The 19233-nt window shown below is 50.7% G+C and carries 18 protein-coding genes, 4 tRNA genes and 1 other annotated feature; of the genes, 4 read left to right on the top strand and 18 right to left on the bottom strand.

Features of this window, described 5'->3' with window-relative positions; all coding sequences use genetic code 11:
- On the top strand, positions 1–204 hold a 204-nt coding region (locus tag BLQ36_RS13540; protein WP_218970085.1), incomplete at its 5' end, for a hypothetical protein.
- Between the two features lie 18 nt (positions 205–222).
- Here the strand turns inward: BLQ36_RS13540 and BLQ36_RS13475 are convergent.
- From BLQ36_RS13475 to map, 18 genes are all read right to left on the bottom strand, one after another.
- Entirely contained in the window at positions 223–375 is a 153-nt protein-coding gene (locus tag BLQ36_RS13475) for a hypothetical protein (protein WP_180364888.1), read from the bottom strand.
- A gap of 22 nt (positions 376–397) precedes the next feature.
- The gene (locus BLQ36_RS12800; RefSeq protein ID WP_074515951.1) at positions 398–1234 is read right to left on the bottom strand and encodes an Mrp/NBP35 family ATP-binding protein; all 837 of its coding nucleotides are present in this window, start codon (positions 1232–1234) and stop codon (positions 398–400) included.
- A gap of 92 nt (positions 1235–1326) precedes the next feature.
- Positions 1327–5334 (bottom strand): DNA-directed RNA polymerase subunit beta', encoded by a 4008-nt coding sequence (rpoC, locus tag BLQ36_RS12795; protein ID WP_074515950.1) that lies wholly within the window; start codon positions 5332–5334, stop codon positions 1327–1329.
- Between the two features lie 18 nt (positions 5335–5352).
- Positions 5353–9081, bottom strand: a complete 3729-nt coding sequence (rpoB, locus tag BLQ36_RS12790; protein ID WP_074515949.1) for a DNA-directed RNA polymerase subunit beta — start codon at positions 9079–9081, stop codon at positions 5353–5355.
- A gap of 296 nt (positions 9082–9377) precedes the next feature.
- Positions 9378–9746 (bottom strand): 50S ribosomal protein L7/L12, encoded by a 369-nt coding sequence (rplL, locus tag BLQ36_RS12785; RefSeq protein ID WP_074515948.1) that lies wholly within the window; start codon positions 9744–9746, stop codon positions 9378–9380.
- Between the two features lie 62 nt (positions 9747–9808).
- Entirely contained in the window at positions 9809–10348 is a 540-nt protein-coding gene (gene rplJ, locus BLQ36_RS12780) for a 50S ribosomal protein L10 (protein WP_074515947.1), read from the bottom strand.
- 34 nt (positions 10349–10382) lie between these two features.
- Positions 10383–10521, bottom strand: a sequence feature (ribosomal protein L10 leader region).
- 35 nt (positions 10522–10556) lie between these two features.
- Positions 10557–11237: a 50S ribosomal protein L1 gene (gene rplA, locus BLQ36_RS12775; RefSeq protein ID WP_074515946.1), complete on the bottom strand. Its 681-nt coding sequence runs from the start codon at positions 11235–11237 to the stop codon at positions 10557–10559.
- A 64-nt stretch (positions 11238–11301) separates the two neighbouring features.
- Entirely contained in the window at positions 11302–11727 is a 426-nt protein-coding gene (gene rplK, locus BLQ36_RS12770) for a 50S ribosomal protein L11 (RefSeq protein WP_033170889.1), read from the bottom strand.
- Between the two features lie 40 nt (positions 11728–11767).
- The gene (gene nusG, locus BLQ36_RS12765; protein WP_033170890.1) at positions 11768–12319 is read right to left on the bottom strand and encodes a transcription termination/antitermination protein NusG; all 552 of its coding nucleotides are present in this window, start codon (positions 12317–12319) and stop codon (positions 11768–11770) included.
- 16 nt (positions 12320–12335) lie between these two features.
- Positions 12336–12509 carry a preprotein translocase subunit SecE gene (gene secE / locus BLQ36_RS12760; RefSeq protein WP_033170891.1) on the bottom strand — a complete coding sequence of 58 codons (174 nt, stop codon included), beginning with the start codon at positions 12507–12509 and terminating at the stop codon, positions 12336–12338.
- A 36-nt stretch (positions 12510–12545) separates the two neighbouring features.
- Positions 12546–12695, bottom strand: coding sequence for a 50S ribosomal protein L33 (gene rpmG, locus BLQ36_RS12755; protein ID WP_033170892.1), 150 nt, complete (start codon positions 12693–12695; stop codon positions 12546–12548).
- Between the two features lie 168 nt (positions 12696–12863).
- A tRNA-Met gene (locus BLQ36_RS12750) sits at positions 12864–12940 on the bottom strand.
- A 7-nt stretch (positions 12941–12947) separates the two neighbouring features.
- Positions 12948–13023 (bottom strand) — tRNA-Thr (locus BLQ36_RS12745).
- Positions 13024–13035: 12 nt separating this feature from the next.
- A tRNA-Met gene (locus BLQ36_RS12740) sits at positions 13036–13111 on the bottom strand.
- Positions 13112–13149: 38 nt separating this feature from the next.
- Positions 13150–13225: transfer RNA gene (locus BLQ36_RS12735), tRNA-Met, on the bottom strand.
- A 158-nt stretch (positions 13226–13383) separates the two neighbouring features.
- Positions 13384–14673 carry a diphosphate--fructose-6-phosphate 1-phosphotransferase gene (gene pfp / locus BLQ36_RS12730; RefSeq protein ID WP_074515945.1) on the bottom strand — a complete coding sequence of 430 codons (1290 nt, stop codon included), beginning with the start codon at positions 14671–14673 and terminating at the stop codon, positions 13384–13386.
- Positions 14674–14817: 144 nt separating this feature from the next.
- Positions 14818–16137 carry a DEAD/DEAH box helicase gene (locus BLQ36_RS12725; protein ID WP_074515944.1) on the bottom strand — a complete coding sequence of 440 codons (1320 nt, stop codon included), beginning with the start codon at positions 16135–16137 and terminating at the stop codon, positions 14818–14820.
- Positions 16137–17009, bottom strand: coding sequence for a type I methionyl aminopeptidase (gene map / locus BLQ36_RS12720; protein ID WP_074515943.1), 873 nt, complete (start codon positions 17007–17009; stop codon positions 16137–16139). The genes BLQ36_RS12725 and map overlap by 1 nt, the downstream gene beginning before the upstream one ends.
- A gap of 225 nt (positions 17010–17234) precedes the next feature.
- Here map and BLQ36_RS12715 point away from each other — a divergent pair, with 225 nt between their 5' ends.
- The 3 genes from BLQ36_RS12715 to BLQ36_RS12705 form a co-directional block, all read left to right on the top strand.
- Positions 17235–17906 carry an NlpC/P60 family protein gene (locus BLQ36_RS12715; protein ID WP_074515942.1) on the top strand — a complete coding sequence of 224 codons (672 nt, stop codon included), beginning with the start codon at positions 17235–17237 and terminating at the stop codon, positions 17904–17906.
- Positions 17907–18018: 112 nt separating this feature from the next.
- A complete protein-coding gene (locus tag BLQ36_RS12710; protein ID WP_074515941.1) occupies positions 18019–18864 on the top strand; it encodes a polysaccharide deacetylase family protein in 846 nt (281 codons plus the stop codon).
- 91 nt (positions 18865–18955) lie between these two features.
- Positions 18956–19233, top strand: a 278-nt coding sequence (locus BLQ36_RS12705; protein ID WP_143558707.1) for a helix-turn-helix domain-containing protein, incomplete at its 3' end; no start/stop codon positions are given.

The raw sequence follows: 19233 nt of genomic DNA, 5'->3' as shown, positions 1-19233 counted from the left end.
GCGCTTCGCGCCCACCGCCCGGGATGTCCACCGGACATCCGCAACTTCGTTGCCCCCAGAGGGGAAGGCAGTTTTGTGACGGCTCTAACCGAGGCGGCGGGGCCCCAGTACCATAAGCGTAGCCTTGACGTTCCGCGTGAAGCAAGAAATTTTTGCCTGCGTTCTCGTTGGAAAAGCAGTTTTGTTCAAGCGAAGCGCGTTTAACTGTTTTCCAATTCTTAATTAAAAGGCAAAAATTTCTTGTAGCGGGTTGTCACCGGTGGAGCGTTGGTACTGGGGCCCCCGCCGCCGGCGACTTACCTCGAATACGAGCTGGGTACTACTCCCCTGCAAACTGTAAATGACAAAAGCCCCGTTGACTTCTACATGAGTCAACGGGGCTTTTCTCCTAAGCGTTTTATTTATCAAGTTCCAAAATTTTTGCAGCGGCCTCGCTGAGATAATTTCCTTCAACCGTTTCAATCTGGCCAGCATCGCACTGCGCTGCCAGTTCCGGTTTGATGGGAATACGGCCCAGAACATCAAGACCATATTGTGCCGCCACTTCCTCTACATGGCTTTTGCCGTAGATTTCATGACGTTTGCCACAATCTGGGCATTCAAAATAGCTCATGTTCTCCACCAGGCCAAGGATAGGCACCTTCATAGCTTCTGCCATCTTCACAGCTTTCTCCACAATCATGGATACGAGCTCCTGAGGACTCGTGACAATGACAATACCATCCAAGCGGATAGTCTGCATAACCGTCAGGGGTACATCACCAGTCCCCGGCGGCATGTCCACAAACATATAGTCCACATCCTGCCAGATAAAGTCATGCCAGAACTGCTTGACGACACCGCTGATTACCGGGCCACGCCAAACCACTGGGTCCGTGCTGTTTTCCAGCAACAGATTCATGCTGACAATATCAATGCCGCCAGCTGTAGTTACCGGATATGCACCAGCAGACGTTCCCCGGACTTCCCCAGTCGTACCAAACATCTTCGGAATTGATGGCCCCGTAATATCCGCATCCATAATGCCCACGTGCTTACCCTTGCGGGACATAGCTACCGACAGCAGCCCCGTTACCAACGATTTACCCACACCGCCTTTACCGCTTACTACGGCAATAACATGACGGATATCGCTGAGTTCATTTGGCTCTTCATGCATATCCTTTAATTTACGGGTATCTGACCCACAGGTCGTACCACAGGAACTGCAATCATGATTACATGCTTCAGACATATTTCGTGCCTCCTAAAATCATCATTGTTTTATAAAAAAGAGGGAACCGTCCTATGGACAGTCCCCTCCTTTTTTCGTATCAATCGAAACGATTAAACTTCTGCCGTTTCTGCAGCATCGTCCACTACAGACTCTGCCTCAGCTTCCGGAGCCGGTTTCGGATCGTTATCAACAATCTTGAGGTTGCGATAACGGCTCATGCCCGTACCAGCTGGGATGAGTTTACCGATGATAACGTTCTCTTTCAGACCAATCAGCGGATCAACTTTACCCTTGATGGCAGCATCCGTCAGGACACGAGTCGTCTCCTGGAAGGATGCAGCGGACATGAAGGAGTCCGTAGCCAGCGATGCCTTCGTGATACCAAGGAGAATCGGTTTAGCCACAGCCGGCTCGCCGCCTTCCTCGATAGCTTTCGTATTGGCACCCTCGAAGGAATTGATATCGATGTACTCGCCTGGCAGGAAATCCGTGCTGCCGGATTCCTCGATTTTCACCTTGTGAAGCATCTGGCGAACCATTACCTCGATGTGTTTATCGTTAATCTCAACACCCTGAGATTTGTATACTTTCTGTACTTCGTATACGAGATAACGCTGCGTAGCCTGCAGGCCGCAAACGCGCAGGATATCGTGCGGGTTAATGGAACCTTCCGTGAGCTTGTCACCCGGTTTCAAATGCATTCCCTGTTTAGCTGCCATACGGGCACCATACGGGATAGCATATTCTCTGGGTTCGCCCTCGTCCGGAACAATTGTAACCTTACGCATGCCCTTACCGGAATCCTCGACCTCTGCACGGCCTTCGATCTCGGCAATGATAGCATGATGTTTCGGCTTACGAGCCTCGAAGAGCTCCTCGACACGCGGAAGACCCTGGGTAATATCATCACCTGCGACACCACCGGAGTGGAACGTACGCATGGTGAGCTGCGTACCCGGCTCACCGATGGACTGAGCGGCGATGATACCGACTGCCTCACCGATTTCAACCTCAGCCTGGTTAGCAAGGTCACGGCCGTAACACTTAATGCAGACGCCGAACTGCGACTTACAGGTCAAGACGCTGCGGATGGATACGCGGTCACGAACCTTCTCGATGCGTTTTGCCAGGTCTTCGTTAACCGTGTCGTTGATGGACGCAATGCGCTCACCCGTCTGCGGGTCATCGATGTTCTCAGCGAGAACACGACCCACAATGCGCTCAGCCAGTGACTCGATGATGCCGTCGCCTTCTTTGATGGCTTCAACTTCGATACCACGGACGTTGTTGTTGCGAACGCGGAGTTCCTTAGCACTGCTGTCGAGAATAGCCTGAATCTTAGCTTCGTCAAGATGCTCGCCGGCAGCCAGGATAACATTGCCATCCTCGTCGACAACATCGCGCGTAACTTCCTTGCCATTCATCTCATGCAGCATGGAATCCTTGATCTTGGCACGAGCAGCTGCATCCGGTTCGCCAAGGGAAATTGCCTCGGTAATCATCGCATTGCTGATAGCTGCCTCGGATGCCAGCGAAGAACCGCGAACCATGATTTCGGATACGCTCTTCTCGCCGATAATCTGGAGTTCTTCCTCGCCGAGGATGGTGTCCTTGGCAAAGAGGACCTCTTTGGTCTCGGGGTCGAGAACATCGGCACCAAGCAGACGGCCCATAAGGCTGTCGTTGAGGATTTCGAGAGCATCCAGCGTGGATTCTGCAAGTCTTGCACGCGCCTGAACCATGTTGAGGGTCGAGATATCGCAGTCCTCTTCACGGACGATGACATCCTGAGCGACGTCAACGAGACGACGGGTAAGGTAACCCGAATCAGCTGTACGCAGAGCCGTATCGGCAAGACCTTTACGAGCACCATGAGACGAAATAAAGTAATCGGATACCGACAGACCTTCACGGAAGTTTGCCGTGATTGGCAAGTCGATGATTTTACCAGACGGGTCAGCCATAAGACCGCGCATACCAGCCAGCTGACGCATCTGCTGTTTGTTACCACGGGCACCGGAGTCAGCCATCATGAAGATTGGGTTGAAGGTGTCCATGTTGTCCATCATCGCATCAGCGACATCATCGGTAGCAACCGACCAGAGGTCGACAACCTTATGATAACGCTCTTCTTCCGTGATGAGACCACGGTCGAACTGGCGCTCAACCTTATTGACGATTTTCTGCGTGTCGGCAATGATGGTCTTCTTCTTCGGCGGTACGATAACGTCGGAGATAGCAACCGTCATGCCGGCAATGCAGGCGTAATGGTAACCGAGGTTTTTGACGTTATCGATAACTTCTGCAGTCTTCGTAGCGCCAAAGTGGTTATAGCAGTTCGCAACCAGTTTACCGAGTTCCTTCTTGTTCATGAGGATACCCAGGCATTCCTGATCGGAATCTTTTTCTTTGTAGTAGTAACGAAGCTCCGGCGGCAGAATTTCGCTGAAAATCATGCGGCCCAGCGACGTCTTAACAAGACCATGTCCCTCAATGCGGCAAGTAATCTGTGCCTGCAGATCAAGGTCATGCTGCTGGTATGCGAGGAGTGCCTCGGCAATGCCCGTAACAGCCATGCCCTCGCCCTTTGCACCGGGGCGGACAATAGTCAGATAGTAAGCACCAAGAACCATGTCCTGGGTCGGAACGATGATTGGTTTACCATCTTTCGGTGCCAGGATGTGGTTAGCAGCCAACATCAGGATGCGGGCCTCCGTCTGAGCCTCAGCGGACAGCGGCAGATGGATAGCCATCTGGTCACCATCGAAGTCGGCGTTGTAAGCCGTACAAGCCAGCGGATGGAGCTTCAAAGCGCGGCCCTCGGTGAGAACCGGCTCGAAAGCCTGAATACCGAGACGATGCAGCGTCGGGGCACGGTTCAGGAGAACCGGATGCTCTTTGATGACATCCTCGAGTACATCCCAAACTTCCGGACGGGCACGCTCAACCATGCGCTTAGCCGATTTGATGTTATGAGCAGCACCCGAAGCAACGAGTTTCTTCATAACAAATGGCTTGAAGAGCTCCAGAGCCATCTCCTTCGGCAGACCGCACTGATGGAGTTTGAGTTCCGGACCAACAACGATAACGGAACGGCCCGAGTAGTCAACGCGCTTACCGAGCAGGTTCTGACGGAAGCGGCCCTGTTTACCCTTGAGCATATCGGAAAGGGATTTGAGCGGACGGTTGCCCGGTCCCGTGACCGGACGGCCACGACGGCCGTTATCGATCAGGGCATCAACAGCCTCCTGCAGCATGCGTTTCTCGTTGCGGACAATGATGTCCGGCGCGCCGAGATCCAGCAGGCGTTTCAGGCGGTTGTTGCGGTTGATGACACGGCGATACAGGTCGTTGAGGTCAGACGTTGCGAAACGGCCGCCATCGAGCTGTACCATCGGACGCAGTTCCGGCGGAATGACCGGAACAACGTCAAGAATCATCCAAGATGGCTTGTTGCCAGACTTGCGGAAAGCCTCGACAACTTCCAACCGACGGATGGCGCGGATTTTCTTCTGGCCAGACGTCGTACGGACGTCTTTGCGCAGCGATTCGCTCATAGCTTCAAGGTCGAGTTCATCGAGGAGCTCCTTGATAGCCTCAGCGCCCATGCCGACGCGGAACGTATTGCCATATTTCTCAAGAGCATCGTGATACTCTTTTTCGGAGAGCAGGCTCTTCTTGGCCAGATCCGTGTTCTCACCCGGATCCAGAACGATATAGTAAGCGAAGTACAGGACTTTCTCAAGAGCTCGCGGAGAGATATCGAGAATCAAGCCCATACGGCTCGGGATACCTTTAAAGTACCAGATATGGGATACCGGAGCAGCGAGCTCGATATGGCCCATGCGCTCACGACGCACCTTGGCGCGCGTAACTTCGACACCGCAGCGGTCGCAGACAATGCCCTTATAGCGGATACGTTTATACTTACCGCAATGGCACTCCCAGTCGCGGGTCGGTCCAAAGATACGCTCGCAGAACAGACCATCGCGCTCTGGTTTCAGCGTGCGATAGTTGATGGTCTCCGGCTTCTTAACCTCACCGTAGGACCACTCGCGGATTTTCTCCGGAGAGGCCAGACCGATGCGCATCGAATCAAAATTATTTACATCCAGCAAAGAGATGACACTCCCTTCTTATTCCTCACCATCATCAGCATTGTCTACGGCCGGGCCTTCAATCGAGCCCATGCTGCCGATGTCGGCAATGATGTCGTCCGGCTTTTCATCATCAGACGGAGCACCTTCATCGTAGGAGTCTGCTCCAGCCGTCTGCGACGCAGCGGCGCCTTCTTTATTCGGATCAACACCAGCGACGTCAAGATCAAGATCCTTCGCCGTCTTGTTGATATCTTCATCATCATCCTCGTCCAAAAGCGAGATTTCCTTAGCATCCTCATTGAGAACTTTGATATCGAGACCGATAGACTGAAGCTCTTTGATGAGAACCTTGAAGGATTCCGGTACACCCGGTTCCGGAATGTTTTCGCCCTTAACGATAGCTTCATAAGCTTTGACACGTCCGACAACATCATCGGATTTAACCGTCAGGATTTCCTGCAGCGTGTAAGCGGCACCGTAAGCCTCGAGGGCCCAAACCTCCATCTCACCGAAACGCTGGCCACCGAACTGAGCTTTACCACCCAGTGGCTGCTGCGTAACGAGGGAGTACGGACCGGTCGAACGCGCATGGATCTTATCGGCAACGAGATGATGCAGCTTGAGGAAGTACGTGCAGCCAACCGTTACGCGGTTCTCGAACGGCTCACCCGTACGGCCATCGTAGAGGACCGTCTTGCCGTCAGCCGGCAGGCCAGCAGCTTTGACCGTGCCCCAGACATCATCATCTTTCGCGCCGTCGAAGACCGGCGTTGCGATATGGATACCAGCGACATCCGGTTTCGGCATGCCGTATTTATCGAAGTCGTAGCCGGCATCGCGGAGACGCTGCTCAACCGTCGGATCGCCGTCCTTGATCTGCTGACCGAGGACTTTGACAGCCATACCGAGATGAACCTCGAGCACCTGACCGATGTTCATTCGCGACGGAACGCCGAGCGGGTTCAGCACGAGATCGACCGGCGTGCCATCCGGCAGGAACGGCATGTCTTCCTGACGCATGATGCGGGAAACGACACCCTTGTTACCGTGACGACCTGCCATCTTATCGCCGATGGAGATCTTACGTTTCTGTGCGATATAGACGCGGACAAGACGATTGACGCCTGGCGGCAGTTCATCATTGTTCTCGCGGCTGAAGATCTTGACGTCAACGATCTTACCCTGCTCACCATGCGGCACACGCAGGGACGTATCGCGAACTTCACGAGCCTTCTCACCGAAGATAGCGCGCAGCAGGCGCTCCTCTGCCGTAAGCTCCGTCTCGCCTTTCGGCGTAACCTTACCGACGAGGATATCGCCAGGACGTACGTCAGCACCGATGGAAATGATACCCTCTTCGTCGAGGTCTTTGAGAGCCTCTTCGGCAACGTTCGGGATATCGCGGGTGATTTCCTCAGGACCAAGCTTCGTGTCGCGGGCATCGCACTCATACTCTTCGATATGGATTGAGGTGTAGAGGTCGCGTTTTACGAGGTTCTCCGACAGGAGGACAGCATCCTCGTAGTTGTAGCCTTCCCAAGGCATGTAGGCAACGATGATGTTGTAACCAAGAGCCAGCTCGCCATGGTCCGTAGCCGGGCCGTCAGCAATCGGCTGTTTTTCGACAACCTTGTCGCCTTTGTATACGATAGGAACCTGATTGATGCAGGTACCCTGGTTGGAACGCAGGAATTTCTGCAGTTTATAGTGATCGAGCTCACCATCTTCACGGCGGACATCGATATAGTCAGCCGTTACATGCTCAACCGTACCAGCATGTTTGGCAAGGATCATGACGCCAGAGTCGCAGGCAGCTTTGTACTCCATGCCAGTACCGACCAGCGGTGCCTGGGTGCGGAGCAGAGGAACTGCCTGACGCTGCATGTTCGCACCCATGAGGGCACGGTTCGCATCGTCGTTCTCGAGGAACGGGATCATTGCCGTTGCAATCGAGAAGACCTGACGCGGGCTAACGTCCATGTAGTCAACCGTGTCGCGGTTATGCAGACCGGTTTCTTCGTTATAACGAGCCGTTACACGCTCATTGATGAACCACTCATTTTCATCGAGGGGCTCATTGGCCTGTGCGATTACGAGCTCATCCTCTTCATCAGCCGTCAGATAACGGACTTCATCCGTTACCTTATGGGTGACCTTGTCGACACGGCGGTACGGCGTCTCCATGAAGCCGAACTGGTTGACACGGGCATAGGTAGCCAGCGAACCGATAAGACCGATATTCGGTCCCTCAGGAGACTCTACCGGACACATGCGGCCATAATGGGAGTTGTGTACGTCGCGAACTTCGAAGCCTGCGCGCTCACGAGACAAACCACCCGGTCCCAGTGCGGACAGACGGCGTTTATGGGTAAGCTCAGACAGCGGGTTGTGCTGGTCCATGAACTGAGACAGCTGGGAAGAACCAAAGAACTCTTTGATTGCTGCCACAACCGGACGGATGTTAATAAGAGCCTGCGGCGTGATAACATCCACATCCTGAATCGTCATGCGCTCACGAACGACACGTTCCATACGGGAAAGACCAATACGGAACTGATTCTGCAGCAACTCACCTACTGCACGAACACGGCGGTTGCCCAGATGGTCGATATCATCCGTGCTGCCGAAACCATCCATGAGATTCAACAGATAGTTAATGGAAGCGATAATATCGTTTTTCGTGATGGTACGCTCGTGAATGTCAAGGGTTGGGCTGCACAGCATCTTAACTTTGCCGCCGTCTTTGTTCAGCGCATAAAGGGTTACCAGCTTGCCTTCGCCGAAGAGCTGCTTCTCGCGCTCAACGTCAACAGCATCCAGCATGCTTTCCGTAACGACTTCACCCTGCGGAATGACGATTTCACCGGTCTCCGTATCAACAATCGGCTCAGCCAATACTTTGCCGAGGATACGGCGCTTCCAACCCAGTTTTTTCGTCAGCTTATAACGGCCAACGGTAGCCAGGTCGTAGCGTTTCGGGTCAAAGAACAGCGAATTGAGGAGCTGCGTTGCATTGTCCTCATTCGCCGGTTCGCCCGGACGAAGGCGTTTATAAATCTCAATGACAGCCTTGCCCTGAGATTTGACTTCCTCACCATCGCGCTCAAGCGTATTCATGATACGCGGGTCTTCCCCAAAGAGATCGATAATTTCTTCATCGGTAGCAAAGCCAAGGGCGCGGATGAAATACGTTACCGGCATCTTACGAGTGCGGTCGATACGTACGGATACCACATCATTCGTATCCGTCTCGAGCTCAATCCAAGCGCCACGGTTCGGGATTACCGTCGAATTATAGAGATGTTTACCGGTCGGGTCAATTTCCTCTCCATAATAAGCGCCAGGAGAACGGACCAACTGGCTAACGATAACACGCTCAGCACCATTGATGATGAACGTACCCGTATCCGTCATGAGCGGGAAATCGCCCATGAATACTTCCTGTTCTTTAATTTCACCGGTCTCACGGTTAATGAGACGGACATTGACCCGGATAGGAGCCGCATAGGTTACATCGCGCTCTTTGCACTCGTCAAGGCCGTATTTTGGCTCGCCAAGCGAAAAGCTCTCAAAGGACAGTACGAGATTCTCGGAGAAGTCCTTAATTGGCGAAATGTCGTTGAAAATTTCCTGCAAACCCTCATCGAGGAACCACTTGTAGCTGTTCCGCTGGATATCCAGCAGATGCGGCATCTCCATGACTTCCTTGATTCTGGCATAGCTATACCTGGTTCTTTTGCCCACCGGCACAGGATTAAATAACAAATCCTTCACCCCTTAGCCTGATTTTTACTAGAATGATCTTTGAAATGTAGGGATTATAACCACACAAACAATAGCGGAATACAGGAACCAGAAAAAAAACAAGGTATGAGACATTTTACACCTTGCTTCCAGTTTCTTTCCGCTTGCGCATAGTTATCCCTATTCATTTTCCTGTAGTTCCTTAGTTTAGCACTGTTTTCCCCTTCTGTCAAGCATTCCTGCTTGGCAAAGAAAAATTTATAAAAAAAAAGAACCACTCCCGAAGGAGTGATTCTTTAAAACGTACGAAACTGAAATTACTTCAGCTCAACCGTAGCGCCAGCCTCTTCAAGAGCAGCCTTGAGGGACTCAGCCTCAGCCTTAGCAACGTTCTCTTTAACGTTAGCCGGAGCGCCATCAACGAGAGCCTTAGCCTCTTTCAGGCCGAGACCCGTAGCTTCACGGACAGCTTTGATAACGTTGATTTTCTTGTCGCCAGCGGAAGCGAGAACAACCGTGAACTCGGATTTCTCTTCGCCAGCAGCAGCGCCTGCAGCACCTGCAGCAGCAACTGCAACCGGAGCAGCAGCGCTAACGCCGAATTTCTCTTCCATAGCTTTTACGAGCTCAGACAGCTCGAGGACAGTCATGTTCTCAATGGCTTCCATGATTTCTTCTTTAGTCATTTGAATATACCTCCAAAAATCTTTTCTTTAAATTTCTTAATTAATTATATGAGGGAACGCGATTAAGCGGATTCCTTCTGAGCGCGAACAGCGTCAAGCACATAAACAGCATTGCGGATAACACCCTGCAGAACGTTGACCGTATTGGAAATCGGAGCGTTCATGCTGCCCAGCATCTTGGCGATGAGTTCCTCGCGAGACGGCAGCGAAGCCAGAGCCTTGACCTCATTAGCGTCAATGACCTTACCCTCAACCGTACCAACTTTGATCGTCAGTACCTCGTTCTCGTCGAGTTTGTTCTTCTTGATGAAGCCGCAGATGACTTTTGCCGGAGCAATAGCATCCTCCGTGGAGAATGCGAAAGCCGTCGTGCCTTCGAGATGCTCATCAAAGCCCTCGATACCAGCTTCTTTAGCAGCCAGACGGAGCATCGTGTTTTTAACAACATGATACGTTACACCAGCAGCGCGGAGCTCGCGGCGGAGTTCCGTGTCCTGAGCAACCGTCAGACCTTTGTAGCCCGTGAGGACTACACCTTTAGCGTTCGTCAGCTGATCTTTGAGTTCAGCGACAATTGCCTGTTTTTTCGTTAAATCTGCCATTTTAGAATACACCTCCTGTCTTCTTTGGATTTTAAAGCCTGTAAAAAAACCTCCGGCTGCACCAGCCGGAGGTTGAATAGTCAAATTCAATGTGCTCCGGCCTCGGCAGGCGACGAATCGTCGTTAGATGATAAAATCAAACCTGCTGTCTACAGCCATCGTTATACAGTTGTTGAGACCGGAGCCTCGTGAACCTAATCAGCTCAGATTAGAGCTGAACCGGGATGCCAGGGCCCATCGTTGCGCTGACCGTAATGGAGCGCATGTACTGGCCTTTAGCAGCAGCCGGTTTTACACGGTTCAGTGTATCAATCAGGGCCTGGAAGTTCTGCTGAAGCTTCTCAGCGTCGAAGGATGCCTTACCGATCGGGCAGTGTACATTACCTGCTTTGTCAGTACGGTACTCGACTTTACCTGCTTTAATCTCGGAAATAGCCTTCGTGAGATCCATCGTAACCGTGCCCAGTTTCGGGTTCGGCATGAGGCCGCGAGGACCAAGGACCTTACCAAGACGACCGACAGTGCCCATCATGTCCGGAGTAGCGACAGCGACGTCGAAGTCGAGCCAGCCGCCCTGGATTTTCTGGACGATTTCATCGGAACCAACGAAGTCAGCACCTGCTGCTTCTGCTTCCTTAACTTTCTCACCTTTTGCAAAGACGAGAACGCGCTTGGATTTACCCGTGCCATGCGGCAGTACCATAGCGCCGCGAACCTGCTGATCAGCATATTTCGGATCAACGCCGAGACGAACGTGCAGTTCGATGGTTTCATCGAATTTCGCCGTAGCCGTCTTCTTGACGAGTTCCATAGCCTCAGCAGCCGTGTAGACCTTGCCAGCTTCTACGAGCTTGCAAGCGTCCTGATATTTCTTACCAGCTTTAGCCATTGTAAGTAATCTCCTCTCGTGGTAATAACGGTAATTGCCTCCCACAGGATGAAATCATCGACGATTAGTCAACGATTTCGATACCCATGCTGCGTGCCGTACCCTCGATCATGCGGGTAGCAGCCTCGATGTCAGCAGCGTTGAGGTCAGCCATCTTGCTCTCAGCAATCTTCATTGCCTCTGCACGCGGCAGTTTAGCAACTTTGTTCTTGTTCGGCTCACCAGAAGCTTTGTCGATCTTAGCAGCCTTCTTCAGAAGAACAGCAGCCGGCGGAGTCTTGGTGATGAACGTGAAGGATCTATCCTCAAAAACCGTAATAACAACAGGGATGACAAGGCCAGCCTGTGCTTTGGTTCTCTCGTTGAATTCCTTACAGAAGCCCATGATGTTGACACCAGCCTGACCAAGAGCCGGACCTACCGGAGGAGCCGGATTAGCTTTACCAGCAACAACCTGGAGCTTGACAATCTTAGAAACTTTCTTTGCCATTGTATTTACACCTCCCAAAAATGGATTTTAGTGGCTTCAATTAGAGCGTTTCGACCTGATTGAAGCCAAGGTCAATCGGGGTTTCCTCTACAAGAACTTTCAAGCGGCCTTTTTCCTGATCAATCTCAGAAACCGTGCCGGTGTAGTTCTCAAAAACACCCGAGTTGATGCGAACCACATCCCCGACGGATACGTCCAGTTCGGGTTTGAGCTCTTCCTCGCCCATGGATTTCAAGATACGTTTCGCTTCAGCATCAGTAAGCGGAATCGGGTGTTTCTCAGAACCGACAAACCCCGTTACACCAGTAGTGTTGCGCACAACGTACCAGGAATGCTCATCGACAATCATGTCAACCAGCACATAGCCTGGGAAGACTTTTCGCGGAACGACTTTTTTCTTGCCGTCCTTGATTTCGACCTCATCCTCTACGGGAACGACGACATTGAAAATCATGTCGCTCATGTTGGCCGTGTGAATCAGGCGCTCGAGATTCGCTTTAACCTTATTCTCGTAACCTGAATAGGTATGGATTACATACCATGCTCTGCCAGGATTATCCTGACGGAGATCCATCTCGTCCTTGTCTGCCATGCTTATCTCACCCTGCTTACCTTAAAATGATGTGGAACAATCTTGCAAAGACCGTATCGCAGAACCAAATCAGGGCACAGACAATCGCAACAGCGATGCCGACAACTATCGTATAGTTGAAAAGCTCCTTCTTTGTTGCCCAGGATACTTTTTTCATCTCGGCGATTACTTCGTCTATGAATTTCTTCACAGTTACTTCACATCTCCGTTCAACCCGCTAAAGCGATTATTTCGTCTCTTTGTGCAGCGTGTGCTTCTTGCAGAACTTGCAGTACTTATTGAACTCCAGACGATCCGGGTTGTTCTTCTTGTTCTTGTTGGTACGGTAGTTGCGGCTTTTGCACTCCGTGCACTCCAACGTGATATTGTTGCGCATCTCTTATTACACCCCTTACGCTCAGAAACTATGACTCTTTCACAATGTCACTAATACAATTTATCACACTTGCTACAGGCTGTCAATAAAAAAACCTTGACAAGGCGAAATTATTTTTCGACATTATACATAAATAAAACCCCTTCTACAGGGGTTCATTTGTAAAATTGGTGGCGGCGAAGAGATTTGAACTCCTGACACTGCGGGTATGAACCGCATGCTCTAGCCAACTGAGCTACGCCGCCGAATATATGGAGCTGATAACCAGGATTGAACTGGTGACCTTATCCTTACCAAGGATACGCTCTACCGACTGAGCTATATCAGCATTTCCAGCATTTGGTTGCGGGAACAGGACTTGAACCTGTGACCTTCGGGTTATGAGCCCGACGAGCTACCGACTGCTCCATCCCGCGATAATAAAAATTATCTTCGAATGTTGGGTATTATCATTTGGTTGCGGGGACAGGACTTGAACCTGTGACCTTCGGGTTATGAGCCCGACGAGCTACCGACTGCTCCACCCCGCGATATTTCGTGGCCGCCGTGCTTTGCTTTCGCATCACCGGCTGACAAGAAATTATTATAGAGCATGTCATCGTATCCGTCAACCCCTTTTTCAAAAAAAAATAAAAAAATTAGCAGAAGATATTTCTCCTGCTAATTTTATGCCGATTCATAGGCGAACTTATTTCTTTTTCTTAGATACCCCAGCTGCTTTTTCTTCTTTATCATCAAAGAGGTACTGATAGCGTTCTTTGAACTTTTTCGGCTCCATACGATAAGCGTTGGCAAGGCCTGGATCATCGAGGTCCGCTCTCTCTAACCGCATCATGAGACCGCGGGCAATCCGATACTGGATGGATTCGATGTTGACCTTGCGTACCATCGTTTTCCCCGTTGCCGGGTCTTTGATATCCTCAAAGCGCATGGGAACAGCTTTATTATCCTGAATCGTAATCAGAGCACCGCTGTCCCCCGCCATAAGGAATTTAACGGCGGAATAACCAAGGGAGCGTGCATAATCGATATCGTAAGCAATTGGCGCCGTGCAACGAAGCTCATAACCGATTTCTTTATCAATAACCGAGATCTTGATTCCCAGTTTCTTGACTTCTGCCAATACGGCCTGTTTGAGAATCTCACCGAAGTCCAGCTCACTGTAGCGGATATGTCCGTGTTCATCCTTGACTACCGTCCCCAACTTCTCGAAGTCTTCCGGCGCGATTTTCTCAATAACACCTTCGGCGATAACGGCAACACCGTAATTCTTACCCGTTAAGTAACGTTTGACCACCGAACCTGTAATGATATCGACAATCTGCTGAAGCGGAATCTTATCCTCGGGGAACTCCTCCGGAATTACCGTAAGGGCAGCTCCAGCACTGCGGCCCATGCCCAGTGCCAGGTGGCCAGCCGTACGCCCCATAGCAATGGTGAAATACCAACGATTGTTGGTCGTGCGGGCATCTTCCATGAGGTTTTCGATTTCCGTTGTAGCAAAAGCGCGGGCCGTTTCAAAGCCAAAGGTCGGAACCCCTTCCGGAAGTGGCAGGTCGTTATCAATTGTCTTCGGAACATGAACGACATTGATGGTACGTCCCATCTTCCGCGCGTATTCCGAAACTGCCGCTGAACTGTAAGCGGTATCATCGCCGCCAATCGTCACCAGATGCGTTACGCCAAGTTCCGTAAGTGTCTCAACCACGGTGCGAAGATCCGATTCCTTTTTCGTCGGATTGAAGCGCGACATCTTGAGGATGCAGCCACCAGTCAGATGAATCCGGCTGATGTTCTTAGGTTCAAGACGGACATAATTCTTTTCCCCACGACCGATGCGGGAAAAACCGTCGTAAATACCTAAGACATCCCAACCATGACGAGTTGCCTCGTTGACTACGCCTGAGATAACGCTGTTGATGCCTGGCGCCGGTCCACCGCCGCAAACAATGGCAATAACATTTTTGATACCAATCATGGAATCTCCTCCTTTTATTTGGTTACAGTGAAAGTTTTCGACCTTTTTTCCCGATTTCCTGCCTGTTTTGATGGATTTTTTTGAAAATTTACGACAACTAGCCAATAAAAAACTTCCTGATCGAAGGTCAGGAAGTTTTTTTCATCAATGGCGTCCCATCTTGGAACGATTGCCAAAGTTTGTTTTTGTTTTCTTTGGCGCAGCCGTGCGGCGGCTTCGCCCATTGCGCCCCTTATGGGACGCCCCTTTGCGGTTGGCATACTTAGAAAGCGGCTTTGCCTTTTTCTTCTTCTCCTCGCGTTTTTTGCGGATTTCCTGCAGGATTTGCGCCTGCTTCTCCTGGTGCTTATGATGACGCTCGGAATGCTCCTTGCGAATGCGGTTCTTGATTCCCATCTCGATGCGGCGCAGCAAATCGTATTGCCGTGCATTGACAAAGGTTACTGCCTTACCCTGCTGGCCTGCACGGCCGGTACGACCGATGCGATGAATATAGCTTTCCGCATCGTGAGGAATATCGTAATTGAATACATGGGTCACGCCCTCGATATCTAGGCCCCGGGCTGCGATATCCGTAGCGCAGAGTATCTGCAGCTCAGCCTTGCGGAAGCGCTTAAGAACCAGGGCACGCTGTACCTGGGACAAGTCTCCATGGAGCTCATCGACAAGATAGCCACGAGCCGCCAGCGCCATGGTAACCATATGTGCGCGCTGCTTGGTATGACAAAATACCATGGCCAAATACGGATTGTCCCCGTTGATGCATTCGCACAGCCGGTCGATTTTCTGCTCTTCCGTCGTATCCATGATAACCTGCTCAATGGCATCCAGCGTCACATGCTCGCTCTTGATTTTGATGTTTTCAGGCGACCGCATATAACGAGCTGCCAGCGCTTTGATGCGGTCCGGCATCGTCGCTGAAAACAAGGTCAGCTGACGGTCGTTGGCAGAAGCCTTCAATAATAGTTCTACATCCTCAATAAAGCCCAGCCGCATCATTTCGTCTGCTTCATCCAAAACGACTTTATTGACTTTTGACAAGTCAATGGTACCGCGGCGCAAGTGGTCAAGCAAGCGCCCCGGGGTACCGATGATGAGCTGCGGATGACGGCGAAGTTTTTGCTTCTGGCGTTCAATATCCTGGCCACCGTAAATGACCAGCGAGCTTACACCAGCGGCCTCACCCACCACAGCGGCCACCTTGGCAATCTGGATAGCCAGTTCACGGGTCGGCGTTACAACCAGTGCCTGGGCAACGTCAGCTTGAGGCTTGATTTTTTCCAGGATAGGCAACAAAAATGCCAAGGTCTTACCCGTGCCAGTCTGTGCCTGAGCAATGACGTCTTTGCCGGCACGAACCAGCGGAATGGCGGCTTCCTGAACAGGAGTTGCCTCTTTGATTCCCTTGTTGCGCAACGCTTCGCATACGTTGTCGCGGATTCCTAATTCTTTAAATGTTGTCATTACGACGACAATACCTCCGTACCTGTTTCCGTGATGAGAATCGTCTTCTCCCACTGAGCAGACAGTTTTTTATCCTTCGTGCGCACGGTCCAGTTATCGCTGCTGTCCACCGTTACCTGCTTCTTGCCCATATTAATCATCGGCTCCACCGTCAGTACCATGCCCGGCACCAGCAGCATACCGGTATTCGCTTCTCCTTCATGGGCTACAAAAGGCTCCATGTGGAAATCCTTGCCAACACCATGGCCGCCCAAATCCGTTACTACGGAGTAACCGTTGAGGTGCGCAAAATCACCGCAGGCAGCACTGATGTCGCCTACGAAATGCCAAGGCTTAGCAGCTGCAATGCCCCGTTCCATGCATTCTTTCGTAACTCGCACCAGTTTCTCTGCTTCCGGCGAAACATTTCCTACCATAAACATACGGGAAGCATCGGCATAGTAGCCGTCCAGCGTCGTCGTTATATCGATGTTGAGGATATCGCCATCCTTCAAAATCGTCTTTGGCGATGGGATGCCATGGCAAACCACCTCATTGATGGAAATGCAACAGCTCTTCGGAAATCCTTCATAATTAAGACAGGACGGATAACCACCGCGCTCCACAATGTAATCGTGAACTGCTTTATCGATGGAAGCCGTGTCCACGCCCTCTTTTACCAGGGAACCTGCCAAATCCAGGGCACCATCGTTGATTACGCCCGCTTTGCGGATGCATTCGATATCATGGGCGTTATTGATAATTTTCTTTGGTGGACGGCACTGCCCTAAAAATACATTGAATTTCATCTCTTCCAAACGTTCATCAAAGTCGGCATGGCACTTCTTATATTTCTTGCCGCTGCCACACCAGCACAAATCATTTCTCTGCATAAATTGCAATATCTCCTTTATATATGGAATCAACTTCCGTGGTTCCTAATCAAATACAGCATCTTTTATTATAAAACGAATTGAGATTTTATTAAAGCCCTTTTCTTAACGGATTTGGCAACTTTTTATGACCCAGTTGACCTCCCAGGTACTAACATGATATAATATCAAAAGTTTAAATTGAAAATTAGCGATTAATATGTATTGTTTTGAGGAGGTCTTCTATTGCGTAGAAAAATTGGTGCTATGCTTTTAGCCGCTGCGTTCTGTCTTTCGGTTCCATCGATCAGCGATGCGGCTGCATTCCGTCTCGGTGACACAGGACAAGAAGTAACAGAAATCCAGCAGGCGCTGGCCAGCTCCGGTTACGATGTAAGTGTTGATGGCGACTTCGGCCCAGCCACTCAGGAGGCGGTCCGCCAGTTCCAGAAAGATAATCATCTCGATGTTGATGGACTTGTCGGGGCACAATCCTATGAAATGCTGCTTCACCGTCCGATGCCAAAAGTAAAACCAGAATCTTATATCAGCAGCGGCAATAACGTCATCGATACCGCCCAGCAGTTCCTCGGTGTTCCGTATGTGTGGGGCGGTTCCTCACCGAGTGGTTTTGACTGCTCCGGTTTCGTACAGTATGTCTTCGCCCGCTGTGGCATCGACCTGCCGCGCACGGCAGACATTCAGGCTACTGCCGGCACGCCGGTCAGCAAATCCGAACTTCAGCCCGGCGACCTGGTATTCTTCGCTGGTGACTATGTGAACATTTCCCATGTAGGCATTTACGTTGGCAATGGCAAGATGATTCATGCTTCCACTACCTACGGTATTGCTTACGATGATTTGTCCCGTGATTACCGAGTAGCTCATTACGCTGGTGCCTGCCGCGTACTTCAGTAAAAATCGCATCACAAAACTCCCTGTCCGCTGACGGGGAGTTTTTCATTTGACATGTCCACTTGATTGTATTATATTAGACAGGATTGAATACTAAAAAAGGATGTGTCTACTCATGGCAACCTGGATAAAGCGCCTAAGTATCTTTGCGCTTGTACTTTTGTTAGCCGGCTTTGCTGTTTGCGCCTATCTGATGCACAATGCAACCCGGTCTGTCCCTGTGCTCAATTACCATCAAATCAACGACCGCGATGAAAACGCCTTGACGGTTCACACGGACCAGTTTGAGGCCCAAATGAAATATCTGGCCGACAATGGTTTTCACACCATTACGCCAGCCGAGATGTTCGATGCTTGGGAAAACGGTACCGAACTGCCGGATAAACCGGTTGTTCTCACCTTTGACGATGGGTATGTGGATAACTACCGCAACGCTTACCCCATTCTGGAAAAATACAATTTAAAAGGTACGATTTTCCTGATTTCCGATTATGTGAGCACCTATCCCAATTACCTCACCTGGGCTCAGGTCGAGGAGATGCAGGAAAGCGGCCGCATCGATTTTGAGAGCCATACCCTCTCCCATATGGAACTGGATTCTACCAGTCCCGAAGAAACCTGGAATCAACTTGACGGCTCCAAAAAAGCCTTGGAATGGCACTTGAAAAAAGATGTGAACTTCATCGCCTATCCTTGCGGCTCCTATGATGATGAACTCATCAAAATGACCAAGGATGCTGGTTACCGCGCTGCCTTCACCGTCAATTACGGTGTCAGCAGCCAGACGGAAAATCCATTCGTCCTTGACCGCATTCCTATTTTCGGCTGCACCGACCATACGCAGCTGCGCTTCAAAATGCGCCTGGAATATTCTCCGATTTTCGCCCCGTTGGCAAAAATCCACAAGAATCTGGTAGCTGGCGGTCACACTTTCCTCGCAAAGTTTATCCCAACACCATGACATATCAAAAAACAACTACGAAAGCCCATTGATATGCTCCCCTTATGAGAGACAGTAAAAAATAAAACTGTCATCATAGGGGGAGTTTTTCATGCCTCATAAGCAAAAAGCAACAGCAGAAGAGAAAACCAGAGTTACCCAGAAATGCCTCTCAGGTAGAATGACACGTAGTGAAGCAGCAGCATTATTACAAGTAGATATCACTACCATTAGCGATTGGATAGATCAGTACGAATCTGAGGGCCCCTCAGCTTTTTTGTCGCGTGAACGCAATCGTGTTTATACAGCAGAACTCAAAACTCGGGCCGTTATCAGTTATTTGAATGGTGAAGGCAGTTTGCGGGATATATGTCGCAAATATGCTATCCA

Source organism: Selenomonas sp. WCT3 (assembly GCA_900100835.1).
GTDB lineage: Bacteria > Bacillota > Negativicutes > Selenomonadales > Selenomonadaceae > Selenomonas_A > Selenomonas_A ruminantium_E.
The sequence above is the reverse complement of the archived record's forward strand: the minus strand, read 5'-3'. Positions and strand labels throughout refer to the sequence as shown.